The sequence below is a fragment of the Pseudomonas sp. GW821-FHT01E05 genome (assembly GCF_059422425.1).
Genome location: NZ_JBWKWW010000001.1, coordinates 614,562 through 633,047, shown reverse-complemented (window position 1 = coordinate 633,047; position 18,486 = coordinate 614,562). Strand labels below are relative to the sequence as shown.

At 58.6% G+C, this 18,486-nt stretch carries 18 protein-coding genes; 12 read left to right on the top strand and 6 right to left on the bottom strand.

The genetic code is table 11. The annotated features are described in order from the left end of the window. Positions 1–516 precede the first annotated feature (516 nt). Positions 517–2,694, top strand: a complete 2,178-nt coding sequence (locus tag AC07W5_RS03095; protein ID WP_495022755.1) for a malate synthase G — start codon at positions 517–519, stop codon at positions 2,692–2,694. 191 nt (positions 2,695–2,885) lie between these two features. Here the strand turns inward: AC07W5_RS03095 and AC07W5_RS03090 are convergent, their stop codons facing one another. Then, a complete protein-coding gene (locus AC07W5_RS03090; RefSeq protein ID WP_494990603.1) occupies positions 2,886–3,332 on the bottom strand; it encodes a response regulator in 447 nt (148 codons plus the stop codon). A 245-nt stretch (positions 3,333–3,577) separates the two neighbouring features. Between AC07W5_RS03090 and AC07W5_RS03085 the strand changes: the two genes are divergently transcribed. The 4 genes from AC07W5_RS03085 to AC07W5_RS03070 all read left to right on the top strand — a co-directional run bounded on the left by AC07W5_RS03085 (position 3,578) and on the right by AC07W5_RS03070 (position 8,264). Beyond that, entirely contained in the window at positions 3,578–5,518 is a 1,941-nt protein-coding gene (locus AC07W5_RS03085; RefSeq protein ID WP_495011985.1) for a putative nucleotidyltransferase substrate binding domain-containing protein, read from the top strand. Beyond that, positions 5,515–6,222: a 3'-5' exonuclease gene (locus AC07W5_RS03080; RefSeq protein ID WP_495022754.1), complete on the top strand. Its 708-nt coding sequence runs from the start codon at positions 5,515–5,517 to the stop codon at positions 6,220–6,222. Before AC07W5_RS03085 ends, AC07W5_RS03080 begins: the two co-directional genes overlap by 4 nt. Before the next feature lie 163 nt (positions 6,223–6,385). Further along, complete coding sequence (locus tag AC07W5_RS03075) at positions 6,386–7,015, top strand: glutathione S-transferase (protein WP_495022753.1); 630 nt, start codon at positions 6,386–6,388, stop codon at positions 7,013–7,015. A 103-nt stretch (positions 7,016–7,118) separates the two neighbouring features. After that, positions 7,119–8,264 (top strand): RHS repeat-associated core domain-containing protein, encoded by a 1,146-nt coding sequence (locus AC07W5_RS03070; RefSeq protein ID WP_495022752.1) that lies wholly within the window; start codon positions 7,119–7,121, stop codon positions 8,262–8,264. A gap of 53 nt (positions 8,265–8,317) precedes the next feature. On the opposite strand, the gene rloA2 is transcribed toward AC07W5_RS03070, so the two are convergent. Next, positions 8,318–8,815 (bottom strand): retropepsin-like aspartic peptidase RloA2, encoded by a 498-nt coding sequence (gene rloA2 / locus AC07W5_RS03065; protein WP_495022751.1) that lies wholly within the window; start codon positions 8,813–8,815, stop codon positions 8,318–8,320. 312 nt (positions 8,816–9,127) lie between these two features. Between rloA2 and yihG the strand changes: the two genes are divergently transcribed. Beyond that, positions 9,128–10,015 carry a 1-acylglycerol-3-phosphate O-acyltransferase, YihG family gene (gene yihG / locus AC07W5_RS03060; RefSeq protein ID WP_494990608.1) on the top strand — a complete coding sequence of 296 codons (888 nt, stop codon included), beginning with the start codon at positions 9,128–9,130 and terminating at the stop codon, positions 10,013–10,015. Between the two features lies 1 nt (position 10,016). On the opposite strand, the gene AC07W5_RS03055 is transcribed toward yihG, so the two are convergent. Next, a complete protein-coding gene (locus tag AC07W5_RS03055) occupies positions 10,017–10,583 on the bottom strand; it encodes a DUF2780 domain-containing protein (protein WP_495011990.1) in 567 nt (188 codons plus the stop codon). Between the two features lie 235 nt (positions 10,584–10,818). Between AC07W5_RS03055 and AC07W5_RS03050 the strand changes: the two genes are divergently transcribed. The 6 genes from AC07W5_RS03050 to AC07W5_RS03025 all read left to right on the top strand — a co-directional run bounded on the left by AC07W5_RS03050 (position 10,819) and on the right by AC07W5_RS03025 (position 15,276). Beyond that, on the top strand, positions 10,819–11,412 hold the full coding sequence (locus AC07W5_RS03050) for a fasciclin domain-containing protein (RefSeq protein ID WP_495011991.1): 594 nt from the start codon (positions 10,819–10,821) through the stop codon (positions 11,410–11,412). Positions 11,413–11,467: 55 nt separating this feature from the next. After that, positions 11,468–12,112 (top strand): sigma-70 family RNA polymerase sigma factor, encoded by a 645-nt coding sequence (locus AC07W5_RS03045; protein ID WP_495011992.1) that lies wholly within the window; start codon positions 11,468–11,470, stop codon positions 12,110–12,112. Continuing rightward, complete coding sequence (locus tag AC07W5_RS03040) at positions 12,109–12,783, top strand: anti-sigma factor (protein ID WP_494990612.1); 675 nt, start codon at positions 12,109–12,111, stop codon at positions 12,781–12,783. The genes AC07W5_RS03045 and AC07W5_RS03040 overlap by 4 nt, the downstream gene beginning before the upstream one ends. 489 nt (positions 12,784–13,272) lie before the next feature. Next, entirely contained in the window at positions 13,273–13,545 is a 273-nt protein-coding gene (locus AC07W5_RS03035) for a hypothetical protein (protein WP_494990613.1), read from the top strand. A 298-nt stretch (positions 13,546–13,843) separates the two neighbouring features. Further along, a complete protein-coding gene (locus AC07W5_RS03030) occupies positions 13,844–14,023 on the top strand; it encodes a hypothetical protein (RefSeq protein WP_495011994.1) in 180 nt (59 codons plus the stop codon). Positions 14,024–14,187: 164 nt separating this feature from the next. Continuing rightward, positions 14,188–15,276 (top strand): RHS repeat-associated core domain-containing protein, encoded by a 1,089-nt coding sequence (locus AC07W5_RS03025; protein ID WP_495022750.1) that lies wholly within the window; start codon positions 14,188–14,190, stop codon positions 15,274–15,276. Between the two features lie 120 nt (positions 15,277–15,396). On the opposite strand, the gene fdhA is transcribed toward AC07W5_RS03025, so the two are convergent. The 3 genes from fdhA to AC07W5_RS03010 form a co-directional block, all read right to left on the bottom strand. Next, positions 15,397–16,596, bottom strand: a complete 1,200-nt coding sequence (gene fdhA / locus AC07W5_RS03020; protein ID WP_123581242.1) for a formaldehyde dehydrogenase, glutathione-independent — start codon at positions 16,594–16,596, stop codon at positions 15,397–15,399. A gap of 199 nt (positions 16,597–16,795) precedes the next feature. After that, entirely contained in the window at positions 16,796–17,653 is an 858-nt protein-coding gene (gene purU / locus AC07W5_RS03015) for a formyltetrahydrofolate deformylase (RefSeq protein WP_494990616.1), read from the bottom strand. A 139-nt stretch (positions 17,654–17,792) separates the two neighbouring features. Then, a complete protein-coding gene (locus AC07W5_RS03010) occupies positions 17,793–18,425 on the bottom strand; it encodes a sarcosine oxidase subunit gamma (protein WP_494990617.1) in 633 nt (210 codons plus the stop codon). Positions 18,426–18,486 lie beyond the last annotated feature (61 nt).

Genomic DNA, 18,486 nt, shown 5'->3' with positions numbered 1-18,486 from the left:
GGCAAGCCTTGCATCCATGCGGTCAAACTGCCTTGCTCCTTACCCTGTAGGAGCGAGCTTGCTCGCGATGCTGTCAGAGGCGCCGCCACATTGAACTCTGCTTGTGTCTGTCCGGGCCTCATCGCGAGCAAGCTCGCTCCTGCAGAAAACTAATCGTGTACTGTTTTTATATTTATCTGGAACAATCCAATAGTTTTTTGAGAACATCCTGTCCCCCAGCGTGACCGGATAGCTGGCTTAAGTCGCTAAACGACGTATTTAGTCTAATTTTCACAACCGCAATTCATCATGTAGTATGCCGTAGCGCGCACTACATAACGTTGGATCGATGTCTGCCAAGGCGCCATCGCAACCCCGAAAAGCCCTATCAGCAAGGCTTGGAGCCGTTGATTGGACCCACCCAGCCGCCAGCAATGGCATGTACTGGTGCGGGGGTTTGTGGTTTAAATGGCCAGAGGCTTCATTGTTAAATTGAAGAGCTGAAAAGCGAAATAGCTGAGCAGAGTGAGGCAAGCAATGACTGAACACGTTCAAGTCGGTGGCCTGCAGGTCGCCAAAGTCCTGTTCGACTTCGTGAACAACGAAGCCATTCCCGGTACCGGCCTCACCGCCGATAAGTTCTGGGCCGGTGCTGACAAGGTCATTCATGACCTGGCACCGAAGAACAAAGCCCTACTCGCCAAACGCGACGACCTCCAGGCGCGAATCGATGCCTGGCACCAGTCCCGAGCAGGCCAGGCCCATGACGCCGTGGCCTACAAAGCCTTTCTGCAAGACATCGGTTATCTGCTGCCAGAAGCGGCCGATTTCCAGGCAACGACGCAAAACGTCGACGACGAAATCGCTCGCATGGCCGGTCCACAACTGGTCGTACCGGTGATGAACGCCCGCTTCGCCCTCAACGCCTCGAACGCTCGCTGGGGCTCGCTGTACGACGCGTTGTATGGCACTGACGCCATCAGCGAGGCCGACGGCGCAGAGAAAGGCAAAGGCTACAACAAGGTCCGTGGCGACAAGGTCATTGCCTTCGCCCGCGCCTTCCTCGACGAAGCCGTGCCATTGGCGGCCGGCTCCCACGTCGACTCCACCGGCTACAAGATCGTCGACGGCAAACTGGTGGTCAGCCTTAAAGGTGGCAGTAACAGCGGCCTGCGCAACGACGCACAGCTGATCGCCTTCCAGGGCGACGCCGCGGCGCCGTCCGCGATCCTGCTGAAAAACAATGGTCTGCACTTCGAAATCCAGATCGACGCCAGCTCCCCCGTCGGCCAGACCGACCCTGCCGGCGTCAAAGACCTGCTGATGGAAGCTGCGTTGACCACCATCATGGACTGCGAAGACTCGGTCGCCGCTGTCGATGCCGATGACAAAGTGGTGATCTACCGCAACTGGCTCGGCCTGATGAAGGGCGACCTGTGTGAAGAAGTGTCCAAGGGCGGCAAGACTTTTACTCGCACCATGAATGCCGACCGCCGCTACACCGCGCTCGACGGTAGCGAACTGAGCCTGCACGGCCGTTCCCTGCTGTTCGTGCGTAACGTTGGCCATTTGATGACCATCGACGCGATTCTCGACAAAGACGGCAACGAAGTGCCGGAAGGGATTCTCGACGGTCTGGTCACCAGTCTCGCAGCGATTCACAGCCTCAACGGCAATAGCTCGCGCAAAAACAGCCGCACCGGCTCGGTCTACATCGTTAAACCGAAAATGCACGGCCCGGAAGAAGCGGCGTTCACCAACGAGCTGTTCGGTCGCATCGAAGAGGTTCTCGACCTGCCACGCAACACCCTCAAAGTCGGCATCATGGACGAAGAGCGGCGTACCACGGTCAACCTCAAGGCCTGCATCAAAGCGGCCAGCGAGCGTGTGGTGTTCATCAACACCGGTTTCCTCGACCGCACCGGCGATGAAATCCACACCTCCATGGAAGCGGGCGCGATGGTGCGCAAAGCGGCCATGAAGTCAGAGAAGTGGATCGGCGCCTACGAGGACTGGAACGTCGATATCGGTTTGAGCACCGGCCTGCAAGGTCGCGCCCAGATCGGTAAAGGCATGTGGGCCATGCCCGACCTGATGGCCGCGATGCTCGAGCAGAAAATCGCTCATCCGCTGGCCGGCGCCAACACTGCCTGGGTGCCATCGCCGACCGCCGCTGCACTGCACGCGCTGCACTACCACAAGGTCGACGTGTTCGCCCGTCAGGCCGAGCTGGCCAAGCGTGGTCGCGCGTCGATCGACGATATCCTGACCATCCCGTTGGCGAGCAACACCCACTGGTCGGCCGAAGAAGTCCAGAACGAACTGGATAACAATGCCCAGGGCATCCTCGGTTATGTGGTGCGCTGGATCGACCAAGGCGTGGGTTGCTCGAAAGTACCGGACATCAACGACGTCGGCCTGATGGAAGACCGTGCCACGCTGCGTATTTCCAGCCAGCACATCGCCAACTGGTTACGTCACGGCATCGTCAATGAGGCCCAGGTACTGGAAAGCCTCAAGCGCATGGCGCCGGTGGTTGATCGCCAGAACGCCAACGACGCGCTGTACCGTCCGCTGGCACCGGACTTCGACAGCAACATCGCCTTCCAGGCGGCCGTCGAACTGGTAATCGAAGGCACCCAACAGCCGAACGGTTACACCGAGCCGGTCCTGCACCGTCGTCGCCGCGAGTTCAAGGCCAGGAATGGTCTGTGAATAAGCGTTAGCGGTAGATAACAAAAAGCCCTGATCGCAAGATCAGGGCTTTTTTGTGTTCGCTTGGATTGTGCAGTGAGTCCATCGCGGGCAAGAACTAGGCGTCCCCCCTGCTCCTACGGATTGCATGTACCTGTAGGAGCGAGGCTTGTCCGCGATGGCGATATGACAGGCAACCTAAATTTCGCCCCCTACGGCACCACTCCCAACTCATGCTTCACCAGCGCCAATAACTGGCCAGCATCGATCGGCTTGAGCAGGAAATCCACCACACTCAAGTGCATCGCATCAATGGCATCGCGGACATCGGCGTCCCCGGAAATGATGATTATTGGCAGCTCCGCCCGCTCCGACTCGCGCACCTTGCGTATCAAATCCAGACCATTGCACGGTGCCATCCGCAGATCGGTGATGAGCAGACCAATCGATTTATTCGAGTCCAATAGTTCCAGCGCCGCTTTGCCGCTGGCTGCGGTCATGCAGCGAATGCCATCCAGACCAAGAATTTCCGCCAACAGCTCGCGCGCGTCCTTATCGTCATCGGCGATCAACACGCGCTGCGGCGGCAGATCCGGTTCCAGCATGACGGCGCTCAGCGCCTCGCGCTCGGCATCACTCAAAATATCGTGGTCAGACATACGTTTCTCTACGTTTTCTAATCAATCCCCTAGCACAGTGGTCTGACATCGCTAAGCCAGCCTCCAATGTGCACTTCGTCGGATAATTTTCCAAGAGGGCTTATGAAAGGTTTTTCGCACTTATTGCGTAAGACAACTCCCACTAGTACAGCGGCTACATAGACTTACGTCCAATGGGCACCCTGCGCAGAGGGGCCGACCATGGCTAATGATCTGACAACGACAATTCAAAAAAGACTGCGGTAATGGTTATGAGTAAAGCGGATGCCTTCACCCAGGCAGGGAAAACCGCCGTGTTGCAGAACATCCACGGCACCATGCAATTCCTTCAGCGGTTCCCGCCGTTCAATCAAATGGAAAACGCTCACCTGGCTTACCTGGTCGAGCAATGCCGGCTGCGCTTCTATGCGCCGGGCGACAGCATCATCAAACCCGCCGACGGGCCGGTTGAGCACTTTTATATCGTCAAGCAAGGGCGAGTGGTCGGTGAACGCCCGCACACCGCCAAGGGCGGTACCGAAACCACCTTCGAAATCACCACTGGCGAGTGTTTCCCGCTTGCCGCACTGCTCGGCGAACGTGCGACCCGCACCGAACACCTGGCGGGGGAAGACACCTTTTGCCTGCAACTGAACAAGTTAGCCTTTATCAAGTTGTTCGCACTATCGAGCCCGTTCCGCGACTTCGCTCTGCGCGGGGTCAGCAGCCTGCTTGATCAGGTCAACCAGCAAGTTCAGCAAAAAGCCGTGGAAACCCTCGGCACCCAGTATTCGCTCAACACCCGCCTGGGCGAGTTGGCCATGCGCCACCCGGTGTCCTGCAGTCCGATGACGCCATTGCGCGAAGCGGTGACGCTGATGCACGAGCAGCAGGTCGGCAGCATCGTCGTGGTCGATGAACAAAAAGCCCCAATCGGCATTTTCACCCTGCGCGACCTGCGCCAGGTGGTCGCCGATGGCACCAGCGATTTCAACCAGGCCATCGAACAGCACATGACTCAGGCGCCGTTTTTCCTGACGCCGGATCACAGTGCCTTCGATGCTGCAATTGCCATGACCGAACGGCATATCGCGCATGTCTGCCTGGTCAAGGATCAACGCCTGTGCGGCGTGGTCTCGGAGCGTGATCTGTTTTCCCTGCAACGGGTCGATCTGGTGCACCTGGCGCGGACCATCCGCAACGCGCCTCGGGTGGAAAACCTGGTGGCGATTCGCGGCGAAATCGGCCAACTGGTGGAGCGCATGCTCGCCCACGGCGCATCCTCGACCCAGATCACCCACATCATCACCTTGCTCAACGACCATACGGTGTGCCGCGTTATCGAGTTGACGCTTGCGGACAAGGGCGACCCCGGTGTGCCGTTCAGTTGGCTGTGTTTCGGTAGCGAAGGTCGTCGCGAGCAGACGCTGCATACCGATCAGGACAACGGCATTCTCTTCGAAGCGAAAGACGCCGCACACGCCGCCGAGATCCGTAGCAAGTTGCTGCCACTGGCACAGCAGATCAATCAGAGCCTGGCGCTGTGCGGTTTCACGCGGTGCAAGGGCAACATCATGGCCGGCAACCCCGAGCTGTGTTTGTCCCGTGCCGAGTGGGCCCGGCGTTTTGCAGCGTTCATCCGTGAAGCGACACCGGAGAACCTGCTGGGTTCGAGCATCTATTTCGACTTGCGGGTGGTCTGGGGTGATGAGCAGGGCTGTGAGCAATTGCGCCGTAACATTCTCCTGCAGGTTGCCGACAACCCTCTGTTCCAGCGCATGATGGCGCAAAACGCCTTGCGCCATCGCCCGCCCGTGGGGCGTTTGCGCGAGTTCGTCCTGGCCCGCAAAGGCAACGAAAAAGCCACACTGGATCTGAAAGTTCAAGGGCTGACCCCCTTCGTCGACGGCGCACGACTGTTGGCTCTGGCCAACGGCATTGAAGCCAACAACACCCTGGAACGCTTGCGCCAACTGGTGGCCAAGGAGGTTATCGAACGGCTGGACGGTGCTGCCTATGAGGAGGCCTACCACTTCATCCAGCAAACCCGCATGCAGCAACATCAGCTGCAATCGCGCGAAAACCTGCCCTACTCCAACCGGGTCGATCCCGACAGCCTCAATCACCTGGATCGGCGAATCCTGCGTGAGTCATTGCGCCAGGCCCAACGCCTGCAAAGCAGTCTGATGCATAGGTATCAGCTATGAACCTGTTCTCCTGGCTACGTCTCAACAGCCCGACACTGACCGCCGAACAGAAACTGCGACTGGAACGCTTGGCGGTCCCCCCGGAGCCGGGCGAATGCAGCCTGCGCGAGCAGCGTTGGGTGGTGCTCGATCTGGAAACCACCGGGCTGAACCTGAACAAGGATCTGGTGCTGTCCATCGGCGCGGTGGTGATTGAGGACGGCGCTATCGATTTCAGCCAGCAATTCGAGCGAACCCTGCAGCGCCCTGAGCACAAACTCAGCCCCAGTGTGCTGATCCACGGTCTGGGTCCCAGCGCCATCGCCGCCGGGAGCGATCCGGTCGAAGCCTTGCTGGACTTCATGGAGTTCGTCGGCGACAGCCCGTTGCTGGCCTTCCATGCGCCGTTCGATCAGCACATGCTCGGGCGAGCCTTGAAGGACAGCCTGGGTTATCGCTTGCAGCATCCATTTCTGGACATCGCGGACATGGCGCCGCTGCTCTGTCCCCAGGTGCACATCCGCGAAGCCGGACTGGATGACTGGCTCAAGCATTTCAAATTGCAGGTCGGCGAACGCCACCACGCCAGCGCCGACGCCCTGGCCACCGCCGAACTGGCGCTGATCCTGTTCAGCCGTGCCCGGCAGCAGCAGATTCATAGCCCGCTGAATCTGCAACAGCGCCTGAGCCAGTGGAAACGCCGGCAACAAGCGCATTCGTTTTAACAAATAATCGCCGGCCCCTATGGGGAGGTGGTCACCCCAGGATGAAGGTGCAGGAGCGAAGCTTGCCCGCGAAGCGATTCCACCAGCGACACAGAACCCTCGCCAGCAGCCCCGGAACTTACTAGGCTAAGCCCCTGTTCCCTGATCACCGCCGAGGAAAGCCATGTTCACCCCCAGCATGACCTTGTTCCACAACCCTGCCTCGCCCTACGTTCGCAAAGTCATGGTGCTGCTCCACGAAACCGGTCAACTGAACCGTGTGGCTCTGCAAAACAGCCAACTCAGCCCGGTCAGCCCGGACGCCGCCCTCAATCAGGACAACCCGCTGGGCAAAATCCCGGCCCTGCGCCTGGCCGACGGCAACGTGCTGCACGACAGCCGGGTGATTCTCGATTACCTCGACCATCAACACGTCGGCAATCCACTGATCCCCCGTGATGGCTCGGCCCGTTGGCGGCGCCTGACCCTGGCCTCGATGGCCGATGGAATCATGGATGCCTCGGTGCTGGTGCGCTATGAAGTCGCCCTGCGCGCCCCGGAAAAACACTGGGACGAGTGGCTCGAAGCCCAACGCGACAAAATCCGCCGCGCCCTGGCCGTTCTTGAGCAAGACGCCATCGCCGAACTCACCTGCCATTTCGACGTCGCCGCCATCAGCGTCGCCTGCGCCCTCGGCTACCTGGACTTCCGCCACCCGGACCTGAACTGGCGTGAAGCCAATCCAAAACTCGATGCCTGGTATGCCGAAGTCAGCCAGCGACCGTCGATGATCGAAACTCAGCCGCCGGTTTGAAACGAGCAAGGCCAAAACCCTAGCAGTTCTGCTAGTAGGCAACGCCTGAAAAAGCTCCGATGCTGAGGGTCCGGATTTTTGGACCCTGCACGGAGCTCAATCGATGTCTGCTTCCTCTCGCGAAACCGTATTGTGTCGCTACCACTACGACCCGCTGGACCGCTTGGCCGACTGCACGCTATCCGCTCAGGCCGACATCCAGCGCTTTTACTGCAAAAGTCGATTGGCCACCGAGATACAGGGGGCGGTGCAAACTAGCGTCTTCCAGCATGACGACCAGTTGTTGGCGCAACTACAGCGCCAAAGTGCAAAGGTCGACACCACCCTGCTGGCGACCGATCAACAGCGTTCGGTGCTGCACATCCTCAGCCCCACTCAACTCAAACCCATCGTCTATTCACCCTACGGCCATCGCCCACCGGAAAACGGCTTGCTCAGCCTGCTCGGGTTTAATGGCGAACGGCCGGATCCGGTGACCGGGCATTATTTATTGGGCAATGGGTATCGGGCGTTTAACCCGGTGTTGATGCGATTTAACAGTCCGGACAGTTGGAGTCCATTTGGTGAGGGGGGGATTAATGCGTATACGTATTGCGCGGGGGATCCGGTTAATCGGAGTGATCCCACGGGACATATAATTTCGGGGCTCCTAAAACTTGCTCCGCCTCCCCCACCCAGGCCCGTGAGCCGAGGATTTGAAGGAGTAAGAAGGGTCGCAGTGCCTGTAGCGCCTATACAGGCTCCTATACCTCCGGCGAAAACGAGCCGCACTTTGACGGAAAGAAGACAATCTGATTCATTCGACTCGTTATTTGCCACTGAGCGAAAAGTTAACGACCCCATTATCAATGACACTCAAAAACATGACCTAATTGGATATCACGGATCAACAAAAGAACACACAAAGAGCTTGATGACAGGATTAAGCGCGCAACATATGGGATCAAGGAATGGCATCGATAGTGGGCGGGGATTCTACATAACTCCAGACTACAAATCGGCGGTAGGGTGGGCCAATGTCTCAAAACGAGCAGAAACCAGCACTCCACAAGTATTTGGCGTTTACGCCAAGAATTTTAGTGTCCTTAAGCTGGGCCGTGATTACAGCGCCAACACCGAACTTAATTCCGCACTAAAGGATCATATCCAAATTATTATCAAAGAATCCGCCTATCGTTCAGTTTCAATAAAAACCATCCAAAATAGACAGAAAGTCATTCGGATTAACTCATATGAGGCTCCATTTTAACCTGGGGCATTGCGTCCAAGCACAACAGCGCTGGACGCCTTAGCTCTCGTCAATCAGCAATCCGGCTTATCCGCCGTAAACCGTCGAGCCGGGTTCACCGCCGCGCCGAACTCACGCAACGCCTTGGCGCCGATCAGTAGCGGGTAGTTGAAGCTGCTGCGGTCGGTCAGGTTGACCTCGACGGTGCGTTTGACGTTGCCCAGGCACAGTTCCAGATCGACGACCGGGCGCTTGCTGACTTCGCTCACGCCGTCGTCTTCTTCATCAGCGCGGTTTTTGATTTTGCTGATCCGCGCGATCTTGTGCTCATAGACCTTGCTGCTTGCGCCCTTGGTCGCCAGGCGGAAACGCACCCAGTTTTCGCCATCACGGGTAAAGGTCTCGATGTCCTTGGCCGACAGCGATGCGGTCAGGGCCCCGGTGTCCATTTTGGCTTGAAGGGTCTCACCGAGCTCCGGCAGCTTGATGTATTCGTAGCGCCCGTAAAGGGTCGGCTCGGAGGCCATGACCGGCAGGGCCAGGAGGGACAACAGAACAAGAACGGATTTCACGGTGGGAGGGTTCCTTGGGGGAATGGGGCGATGACGTCGAATTCTAGACCGCAAAAAGCACAGTAAGTTAGATCGTTCCCACGCTCTGCGTGGTAACGCAGCCCGTGACGCTCTGCGTCACAAGAGCGGACGCAGAGCGTCCAGCGAGGCATTCCCACCCAGAGCGCGGGAACGATCATCTAAGGGATCTGCGTTGCGATTCGAAAACCACCCTACCCAACCAAAGGTGAAACATTCGTCAGTGCGTCAGCATTTGGCCTCTGACCCCAAGCTGCTTATCATGGCGCGCCCTGATGATCTCAAGAGTTATTTATGCGCCGCCTGCTCACCGGCAGTTTCGTTACCCTGCTGCTGTTGCTCAACACCCTGGCCCTGTTCGGACCGCTGATGGTGTTTGCCCTGTTCAAACTGATCCTGCCCGGCCGCTTGCGCGATTACGCTTCCTGGGCGGTGATGTGGATCGCCGAAACCTGGGCCGAAATCGACAAGCTGATCTTCGCCCGGTGCATCCCCACCCAATGGGACATTCGCGGCGGTGAAGGTCTGCGGCAGGACACCTCCTACCTGGTGATCAGCAACCACCAGTCCTGGGTCGACATCCCGGCGCTGATCCAGACCCTCAACCGACGCACGCCGTTCTTCAAATTCTTCCTCAAGAAAGAATTGATCTGGGTGCCGTTTCTCGGACTCGCCTGGTGGGCGCTCGACTACCCGTTCATGAAGCGCTACTCCAAGGCGTTTCTGGCCAGACACCCGGAGCTGCACGGCAAGGATCTGGAGATCACCAAAGTCGCCTGCGAGCTGTTCAAGCGTCAGCCGGTGACCGTGGTCAACTACCTGGAAGGGACCCGTTTCACCCCGACCAAACGGGCGCAGCAACATTCACCGTTCACCCATTTGCTCAACCCCAAGGCTGGCGGCGTGGCCTTCGTGCTGGCGGCCATGGGCGAACAACTGGATGCGGTTTTGGATGTTACTGTGGTTTACCCGCAGGAAAAGATCCCGGGGTTTTGGAGTTTGATCAGCGGTGATGTGCCCAAGGTGATCATCGACATCCAGACCCGAGAGCTGACTCCTGCGTTATGGCAGGGTGATTACGAAAACGATCCGGTGTTTCGCCAGACCGTCCAGAACTGGGTCAACCAGCTCTGGACCGAGAAGGACCAGCGCATCGACGCCTTGCGCGCCGAGCGTCGTTGAATCAGCTACCGGCGCCCCAGATCCCGCCCAGGCTTTGCAGCAGCGAACCACCAACGCCCTGCTGACCGAGGAATTGCAAAATCACCGGGGCAAACAGGCCGACCATTCCGCTGTCCATGCCCAAGGCGCCGAAGGCGTTGTTCAGGTCGTTGGTGTCTTTGACATTGCCCAGCAGGCCGTCCAGCAATGGAGATTGGCCAGACTGGCCGCCGAGCATTGTGCTCAAACCACCCAAGCCGCCCAATGCACCGTTACCCGTGAGCTGATCCAGGCCCGGCACGCTTTTGCCCAGCAGCGAATAATCACCGCTGCTCAGCTGATTTCTCGCCAGCCCGAGCATTGCGCCGGTACCGCCGATCGCCTGTTCCGGAGTGATGTTGAGCTGCGAACCGAGCGTGTCGAGCAAACCGGCCGCTTGCGGTATTGCCGCGACCGCTGCGTCGCCGCTCTGATTGCCTTGCGCACCGGAGACTGCGTTGGCCACATCGCTCAGGTTGAAAGCGGCAAAAACCGGGCTTGCCGCCAGGGTCATGAGCGAAGCCAGTGCAATACCGCGTGAAATCTTCATCGAGACAACCTCTTGGGCCATGAATGCCACCCAACGGGTGGCGCAAAACAGTCCGTTGGACTGGCAAGGACCAGGATTGTTCCCCGCGTCCGCTGCGTTGCGCCAGCCGTTCGGCAAGCCTTGTGGAATCCAGCCGAAATAAATTTTCCGCGCACCGCATCCAGTGTTCGCCCGCCTGCGTATATCAAGCACGGACAGACATTCCTGGCCGATTCTCCTAATAAGGATCATCACCATGAAACGCACTTCGATTAAAACCCCGTTGATCGCCAGCCTGCTGACCCTGGCCCTTTCCAGCGGCCTGACGATGACCATCGCACAAGCAGCCGACATGAGCCACGACAGCGTGATGGTCGGTGGCCAAAGCATGATGCCGAGCAAAGACATCATCGATAACGCCGTCAACTCAGCCGACCACACCACCCTGGTCACCGCCGTGAAAGCCGCCGGGCTGGTCGACACGCTCAAAGGCAAAGGTCCGTTTACCGTGTTCGCGCCGGTCAACTCGGCGTTCGCCGCCCTGCCCGCCGGCACCGTCGACACCCTGCTCAAACCGGAAAACAAAGCCACCCTCACCCATATCCTTACCTACCACGTGGTCGCCGGTAAGCTCGACATGACGGAGCTGACCAAACGCATCAAGGCCGGTGGCGGCAAGGCCGAACTGACCACTGTCAGCGGCGGCAAGCTGTGGATCATGATGAACGGCCCGCACAACATCGTGCTCAAGGATGAGAAAGGCGTCACTGCCGACATCACCACCTACGACGTTAACCAGTCCAACGGCGTGATCCAGGTCATCGACAAAGTGCTGCTGCCTAAAAGCTGAGCATTGATGCCGGCCCTGCGCATCAGGGCCGGCGTTTGCTTTGAGGGACCTGCCCGTGAATGGAACAACGGCGCACCGTGAACTAACCTCTGCCTGCAACCGGCACAGTGCGCAGCCAACCGTCCCTATATCGTCCACCTGGAGAACCGTCATTTCCACCGACGACGCCGATCAGCTCAAACAGCTTCTGGCTCAGTGTTCACTGGGCGATCGAGGCGCGTTTGAAACCCTCTACCGCCGCGTTGCCCCGCGTTTGCACGGCGTGGCGTTGCGCTTCATGGGACATCGCGATCTGGCTGAAGATGTGCTGCAAGAGAGCTTCGTGCGGATCTGGAACAACGCGTCACGCTACCAGGCGCACCTGTCGGCGCCACTGACCTGGATGATCAACATCACCCGCAATCAGGCCATCGACCAGTTGCGCAGGCATCGTGACCGGGCTCTGAGCAAATTCGCGGAGCAATCGCTGGTCGACGACGCCCCTTCTGCCCAGGAACTGCTGAGCAATGCGCGCGACGTCAGAGCCTTGAACCGCTGCCTGGAAAACCTCGAAGGCATGCAGCGTCAATCGATCACTGTCGCCTACTTTCAGGGCTTGTCGTGCTCTGAGCTGGCCGAACAGTTGGCCGCGCCATTGGGCTCGGTCAAATCCTGGATTCGCCGCGGTATGGAGCGCCTGCGCAGGTGCCTTGAAGCATGAACGACCTGACCCCCCGCCTGCGCCGCGCGCTGGCCGCCGATTACGCCATTGGCCTGATGCCCGCTGCGGCCCGCCGGCGTTTCGAACAACTGCTGCGCGAGGATGCCGCGCTGCGCGCTGAACTGGCCCGGTGGCAGGAAACCCTCGTCAGCCTGAACGAGCCGCTGGTCGAAGAGCCGGTGCCGGATCGCGTGTGGCGGGCCATCACCGCGCGCATCGAACCGCAGCGATTACATGTGCCCGAGAAACGCCCGTTCTGGAATTGGCTACGCGTCACGGCTGCGGTGTGCTCGCTGCTGGTGGCCGTGACCCTGGGCATTCTCTACACCCGCGACGACGCCCGTTACAGCGCGACACTGCTCAGTGCTACCGAACAACCTGCGCTGCGGATCAAGGCCCATGACGACTACCTGCAAGTCGAGCCGCTGACCCTCGCCGCCGTTACGCCTGGGCGCAGCCTGGAATTGTGGGCCATTCCGGCTGATGGCAAACCCATCTCCCTTGGCCTGCTGCCGGCTGACGGCAAAGGCCGGATCAACCTGAGCGAAGAGCAGCAAATCCTGCTCGGCACACCGATTGCGTTGGCCGTCAGCCTTGAACCCCAAGGCGGCTCGCCGACCGGACAACCGACCGGGCCAGTGTTGTATCAGGGGCCGTTGGCGGCATTGTAAGATTGATCGTTCACTCCGTGTTGATCGCGCTTGATCGTTCCCACGCTCCGCGTGGGAATGCAGCCCGTGACGCTCTGCGTCACATCCAAGAGCAGACGCAGAGCGTCCAGTGAGGCATTCCCACGCGGAGCGTGGGAACGATCAGGCCGCTCCGCGTGGGAACGATCAGGCAGCTCAGGTCTTACACCTTTCTCGGAAATCCCCTCACGCGCGCGCCTTGCACCGCCCGAAGCATGAAGCTTATAGTCCGCCCGTCGCCCACATGGCGATTCAGGTTTGGCGACCTGACATCAGAGAGAATGCAAAAAGTTGTCTGCTTGCAGGTACTTTTGCACCCGCAAAGCCGCTTGTTTTATGGCGGCTGTGCGCGGGAGACTTTCGAGTCTGCCGGTTTTCTCTGTTGCCGGTTCGCCAACCCGCGTACAGCCGCCACCCTTCGTTTGGCGACGAATAGTGACGGCATTCAGCGAACAAAATAGAGAGCAAATCATGAACCGATACATGCCCATCACCGGCATCGACAACGACTTCCACTCCCTGCTCATCGACACCCAGGCCCCCCTCGACGTGCTCCACGACACGGCCGCCTACCGCATCCGCGCCGTGACCCAGCTGCTGGAAAACCTTGCCCTGCGCGAAGAAATCAGCAGCGACGCGCTGGTCCTCCACGACTTCGCCCGAGTCCTCGCCATCCCCCTGCGCGACGGCTGCGACTTGATGGACGTGATCGGACGGCGATTGCAGGCGCAAGCTTCGGCATAAAAAACTCACGCCGATCGTTCCCACGCTCCCGCGTGGGAATGCAGCCCGTGACGCTCTGCGTCACATCCAAGAGCGGACGCAGAGCGTCCAGTGAGGCATTCCTTTGCGGTGCGTGGGAACGATCAACCCGCTTTTGAGACAGTCAACCGCCCGTCCGAAACACCAGACTCGTCGATGCAACCTGTAATTTCTGACAGTAGACGAAACATCATCCAGGACTTACAAATTTATCAACAGGGTTTCACCCCTACAGACGGACACCTTGCACATCACTGTCTAACTAATAAAAGGAACTTAAATGATTACTTACATCTACACCGCCCGCGCGGTTAATGGCACTCACAGTAACCAATATGGATCAGTGGACGCAGACACCGCCAAAGAAGCAAAAAAGAAAGTCAAAGGCAAATTCACTTATCCAGTGAAGGTCGAAGTTATAGTGTTCCCAGAAGCGGCGACAAAAAACAGACTTATTTAAAGCACTCACCTCAAACCTCGATTTAACCTCGCGGCCCATCGTCGATGGTTGATGATTTCGGCCTCTTGCGTCCCCCAACCCTAGCAGTTCTGCTAGTAGGCAGCCTTGGCCAATTCAGGGAGAGTAATAACCTGAATCGACGCACCTCTCAGGGAACTCATCCCATGCCGATGAACCGCGAAACCCTGCTCTGCCGCTACCACTACGACCCACTGGATCGCCTCGCCGCTTGCACGCCATCGGCGCAGGCCAGCACCCAACGCTTCTATCTGAAAGCCCGCCTGGCCACCGAGATTCAGGGCTCGATGCAGCGCTCGATTTTTCAGCAGGGAGATCAGCTGCTGGCGCAACAACAGCGCCAGGGCGGCACCGTTCAAACCACCCTGCTCGCCACCGATCAACAGCGCTCGGTATTGAACGCACTCGACGCAACGCAGCCGCACCCCATCGCCTACACACCCTACGGCCATCGTCCGCCGGAAGGCGGTTTGCTCAGCCTGCTCGGCTTCAACGGCGAACGACCGGACCCGGTGACCGGGCATTATGTGTTGGGCAATGGCTACCGGACGTTTAACCCGGTGTTGATGCGGTTCAACAGCCCGGACAGTTGGAGTCCGTTTGGGAAGGGTGGGTTGAATGCGTATGCGTATTGCGTGGGGGATCCGATTAATCGGAACGATCCAACGGGGCACGTCCCATCACTATTTTCGAAACTTTTTGGCCTCCTGGATGACTTTAAGCTCCCGGCAAACAAGAAAATAATTACAACTGAAGTCACTACTAATAATTCGACCTACAGCGCTGTAGAGGGAAGCGAGTCGAGTTTTATCAATGGCATTTGGACGACTATCAAGCAATCACTTCGAAGAAACTCGACAACGACACACGAATCAATGTCACCACCAAGGCAACATATACACGACGTGGTTAGTAAAGTAACTGACCCTCAACCTTTCGTTAAAAGGCTTGGGGCAGTCAACACGAATTTAGCCAGCCACGGGGATAACACCCTTCCCATGGAGCATGCCATGAAGTATGAACAGCTCGTTCAGGAAGTAAGCTCCGGAAACCTTAGTAATACCGGTGCCCATGTTGAAGCAGCGGCTATGTGGGCAGCGAAATATGCTCAAGACCGAAGACCTGGCGACTTGGTCGGCATCGCCTTCAATGGAGTTGGGGGTACTCTTTTGAGTGGTGCGCAAGACCATGCCCTCCAAAAGTCCGGGGCGGCGTTACGCCGAGCATCGCCTTAAAGCTGATTCTGGAGGAATTAACTTTTCAAGGGGTCAAATTGAGCGTTCTCATCATTACCCGCCAGATGCTATAAGAAAAAAGGGCGACATCACGTCGCCCTTTTCTCACGTCAAAACTTCTTACGCCGCACTAAACAACTTATGCGGATCGATCACAAACTTCTTCGGCACGCCGGCATCGAACTCGCCGTAACCGCGTGGCGCGTCATCAAGGCTGATAACTTCAACACCCACGATGTCGGCGATTTTGATGCGGTCCCACATGATGGCTTGCATCAGTTGGCGGTTGTACTTCATGACCGGGGTCTGGCCGGTGTGGAAGCTGTGGGATTTGGCCCAGCCCAGACCGAAGCGAATGCTCAGGCTGCCCATTTTCGCGGCGGCGTCGACTGCACCCGGATCTTCGGTGACGTAGAGGCCAGGGATGCCGATTTTGCCAGCAACACGAACCACGCCCATCAACGAGTTGAGCACGGTGGCCGGTGCTTCGTGTTTCACGCCGGCATGGCCGTGACCACGGGCTTCGAAACCGACCGCATCGACGGCGCAGTCCACTTCCGGTTCGCCCAACAGTGCAGCGATCTGCTCGTGCAGCGGGGTGTCCTGGGACAGGTCGGCGATTTCAAAACCCTGGGCCTTGGCGTGAGCCAGGCGGATCGGATTGACGTCACCGATGATCACCACTGCCGCGCCTAACAGGCGAGCGGAAGCGGCAGCGGCCAGACCGACCGGACCGGCACCGGCGATGTACACCGTGCTACCCGGGCCAACACCAGCGGTCACTGCACCGTGGTAACCGGTGGGCAGAATGTCGGAGAGGCAGGTCAGGTCACGGATTTTTTCCATGGCCCGGTCGCGATCCGGCAGTTTCAGCAGGTTGAAGTCGGCATACGGCACCATCGCGTATTCGGCCTGGCCGCCGGTCCAGTCACCCATGTCGACATAGCCATAGGCACCGCCGGGACGCGCAGGGTTAACGCTCAGGCAAACACCAGTGTGCATCTCTTTGCAGGAACGGCAACGGCCACAGGCGACGTTGAACGGCACCGACACCAGGTCGCCGATCTTCAGGTTCTCGACATCACTGCCTTTCTCGATCACTTCACCAGTGATCTCGTGGCCCAGAACCAGACCGGTCTGGGCCGTGGTACGGCCACGCACCATGTGCTGGTCCGAACCACAGATATTGGTAGACACCACACGCAGGATGACACCGTGTTCGATCTTCCTGCCGCGCGGGTCCTGCATTTTGGGATAGTCGATTTTTTGTACTTCGACCTTGCCATTGCCCAGATACACCACACCACGATTACCAGACATGCTTTCACCTCGCTGTTGTTTTTATGTAGCGCTCGCGTCGCCAATGGGAGGCAGCGCGTTGATTGCTCGGGTTTATTGCCTGTGTGTTTCTGTATTGTTTGAGAGGACGCCTCGCGGGCAAGCCTCGCTCCTACAGGGGTACGCGCTCGTCGTAGGAGCGAGGCTTGCCCGCGATGGGTCGCGAAGCAGCCCCCAAAATCTAGAGAACGACGGTTCTATTGGCGTTTAGAAATACGCGTCTTTCTATGTGATACCCAACCGCCCGCGCCAACGTCAGCCCTTCGATATCACGCCCCTTGGCGATCAGGTCTTCGGGATAGTGGCTGTGGTCCACCGCTTCCACACCCTGGGCGATGATCGGGCCTTCGTCCAGGTCGTTGTTGATGTAGTGCGCAGTCGCGCCGACCAGTTTCACGCCTTTGTTGTACGCCTGGTGATACGGCTTGGCGCCTTTGAAACCCGGCAGCAAGGAGTGATGAATATTGATCGCCTTGCCATCGAGTTTGCGGCACAGCTCCGGCGACAGCACTTGCATGTAGCGGGCAAGGATCACCAGTTCGGCACCAGACTCTTCAATGACTTGCCACACCTGACGCTCTTGCGCCGGCTTGTCGTTCGGGTCCAGCGGGAAGTGGTAGTAGGGAATTCCATGCCAGTCGGCCAGGGGCTTGAGGTCCGGGTGATTGGAAACCACCGCAGCCACGTCCATGGACAACTGGCCGATGCGTTGGCGGTAGAGCAAGTCGTTGAGGCAGTGATCGGCCTTGGAAACCATGATCACTACTTTTGGCCGGTGGTGCGGCGGTGTCAGTTCGAAAATCATCCCGAAAGCGTCGGTCCGCTCGGCCAGACCTGCGCGGAACGCCTGTTCGTCGAAGTCGTCGGGCTGACGGAATTCCACACGAATGAAGAAGCGGCCGGAAAGCCGATCATCGAAGGAGTGGTGCTCGGTGACGTAGCAACCCTGTTCGAACAGAAAACGGGTCACCGCATCCACCGTGCCCAGGACGCTGGGGCAATCGGCGGTCAAAATCCATGTGTCTGGGGCGCGGCTCATAGTGCGGTGACTCCTGTAGCGAACTGATCGTTCCCACGCTCCGCGTGGGAACGCCGCCATGGACGCTCTGCGTCCGTTTTTGTGACGCAGAGCGTCACGGGATGCATTCCCACGTGGAGCGTGGGAACGATCATCCGTATCAGGCCTGAACGCTAAGGCCGTATTCCGCAGCTGCATCCTGCAACCACAGCCACCAGTAATCGGAGAAGCTGCGGCGGATCAGCAGTTCCCAGGTGTCTTCGGCGGTGTGGCGGATCACCAGTTGCGACTTGGCGAACACGGTGCCGACGGCTTTGCCCACCGGGAAGTTGTTGGGGTGCACGTCGTAGCTGGTGGACTTCATCAGCACTTCGCGGACTTTCGGGCCACTGAGTTCGAGAATCTGTTGGCCGCCGCTGACGTTGACGATGGAGATGTGCAGAGCACCCAGCGCTTCACGCAGTTTTTTCTCGGCAGCAAATTCTTCACCACCCGGCACGATCAGCAGCCATTCGTCCGGCCCCATCCATTGCAGACTGGTTTCGCCTTTGGCGATGACGGTCAGAGCCACTGGCAATTCCAGGCCCAGGGCCTTGTGCACGCCAGCGGCGAACGCTGGGTCATGGCCGTCGCCACGAATGGTCAGATGGCCGAGGAGTTTCTTTTCACGCACGGTGACACCGGCGTTTTTACGGCCCTTGCCCACCAGGCTTTGCAGGGCTGCGTGATGCAGCGACGACTCGGCCTTTGCCCCGGTGGTTGGGCGCTGTTGGTAAACGTTGGCTGTGGTCATGTGGGACACCTGTCTGAATTCTGTATGTTGATCGTTCCCACGCTCTGCGTGGGAATGCCGC

Bases quoted from the DNA above. Each gene is read 5' to 3' on its own strand.
- AC07W5_RS03080 (WP_495022754.1), top strand. From the start codon at position 5,515: ATGAACCTGTTCTCCTGGCTACGTCTCAACAGCCCGACACTGACCGCC.
- AC07W5_RS03090 (WP_494990603.1), bottom strand. From the start codon at position 3,332: ATGTCTGACCACGATATTTTGAGTGATGCCGAGCGCGAGGCGCTGAGC.
- AC07W5_RS03085 (WP_495011985.1), top strand. From the start codon at position 3,578: ATGGTTATGAGTAAAGCGGATGCCTTCACCCAGGCAGGGAAAACCGCC.
- AC07W5_RS03050 (WP_495011991.1), top strand. From the start codon at position 10,819: ATGAAACGCACTTCGATTAAAACCCCGTTGATCGCCAGCCTGCTGACC.
- AC07W5_RS03055 (WP_495011990.1), bottom strand. From the start codon at position 10,583: ATGAAGATTTCACGCGGTATTGCACTGGCTTCGCTCATGACCCTGGCG.
- AC07W5_RS03010 (WP_494990617.1), bottom strand. From the start codon at position 18,425: ATGACCACAGCCAACGTTTACCAACAGCGCCCAACCACCGGGGCAAAG.
- purU (WP_494990616.1), bottom strand. From the start codon at position 17,653: ATGAGCCGCGCCCCAGACACATGGATTTTGACCGCCGATTGCCCCAGC.
- AC07W5_RS03025 (WP_495022750.1), top strand. From the start codon at position 14,188: ATGCCGATGAACCGCGAAACCCTGCTCTGCCGCTACCACTACGACCCA.
- AC07W5_RS03030 (WP_495011994.1), top strand. From the start codon at position 13,844: ATGATTACTTACATCTACACCGCCCGCGCGGTTAATGGCACTCACAGT.
- AC07W5_RS03095 (WP_495022755.1), top strand. From the start codon at position 517: ATGACTGAACACGTTCAAGTCGGTGGCCTGCAGGTCGCCAAAGTCCTG.
- yihG (WP_494990608.1), top strand. From the start codon at position 9,128: ATGCGCCGCCTGCTCACCGGCAGTTTCGTTACCCTGCTGCTGTTGCTC.
- fdhA (WP_123581242.1), bottom strand. From the start codon at position 16,596: ATGTCTGGTAATCGTGGTGTGGTGTATCTGGGCAATGGCAAGGTCGAA.
- AC07W5_RS03035 (WP_494990613.1), top strand. From the start codon at position 13,273: ATGAACCGATACATGCCCATCACCGGCATCGACAACGACTTCCACTCC.
- AC07W5_RS03070 (WP_495022752.1), top strand. From the start codon at position 7,119: ATGTCTGCTTCCTCTCGCGAAACCGTATTGTGTCGCTACCACTACGAC.
- AC07W5_RS03075 (WP_495022753.1), top strand. From the start codon at position 6,386: ATGTTCACCCCCAGCATGACCTTGTTCCACAACCCTGCCTCGCCCTAC.
- AC07W5_RS03040 (WP_494990612.1), top strand. From the start codon at position 12,109: ATGAACGACCTGACCCCCCGCCTGCGCCGCGCGCTGGCCGCCGATTAC.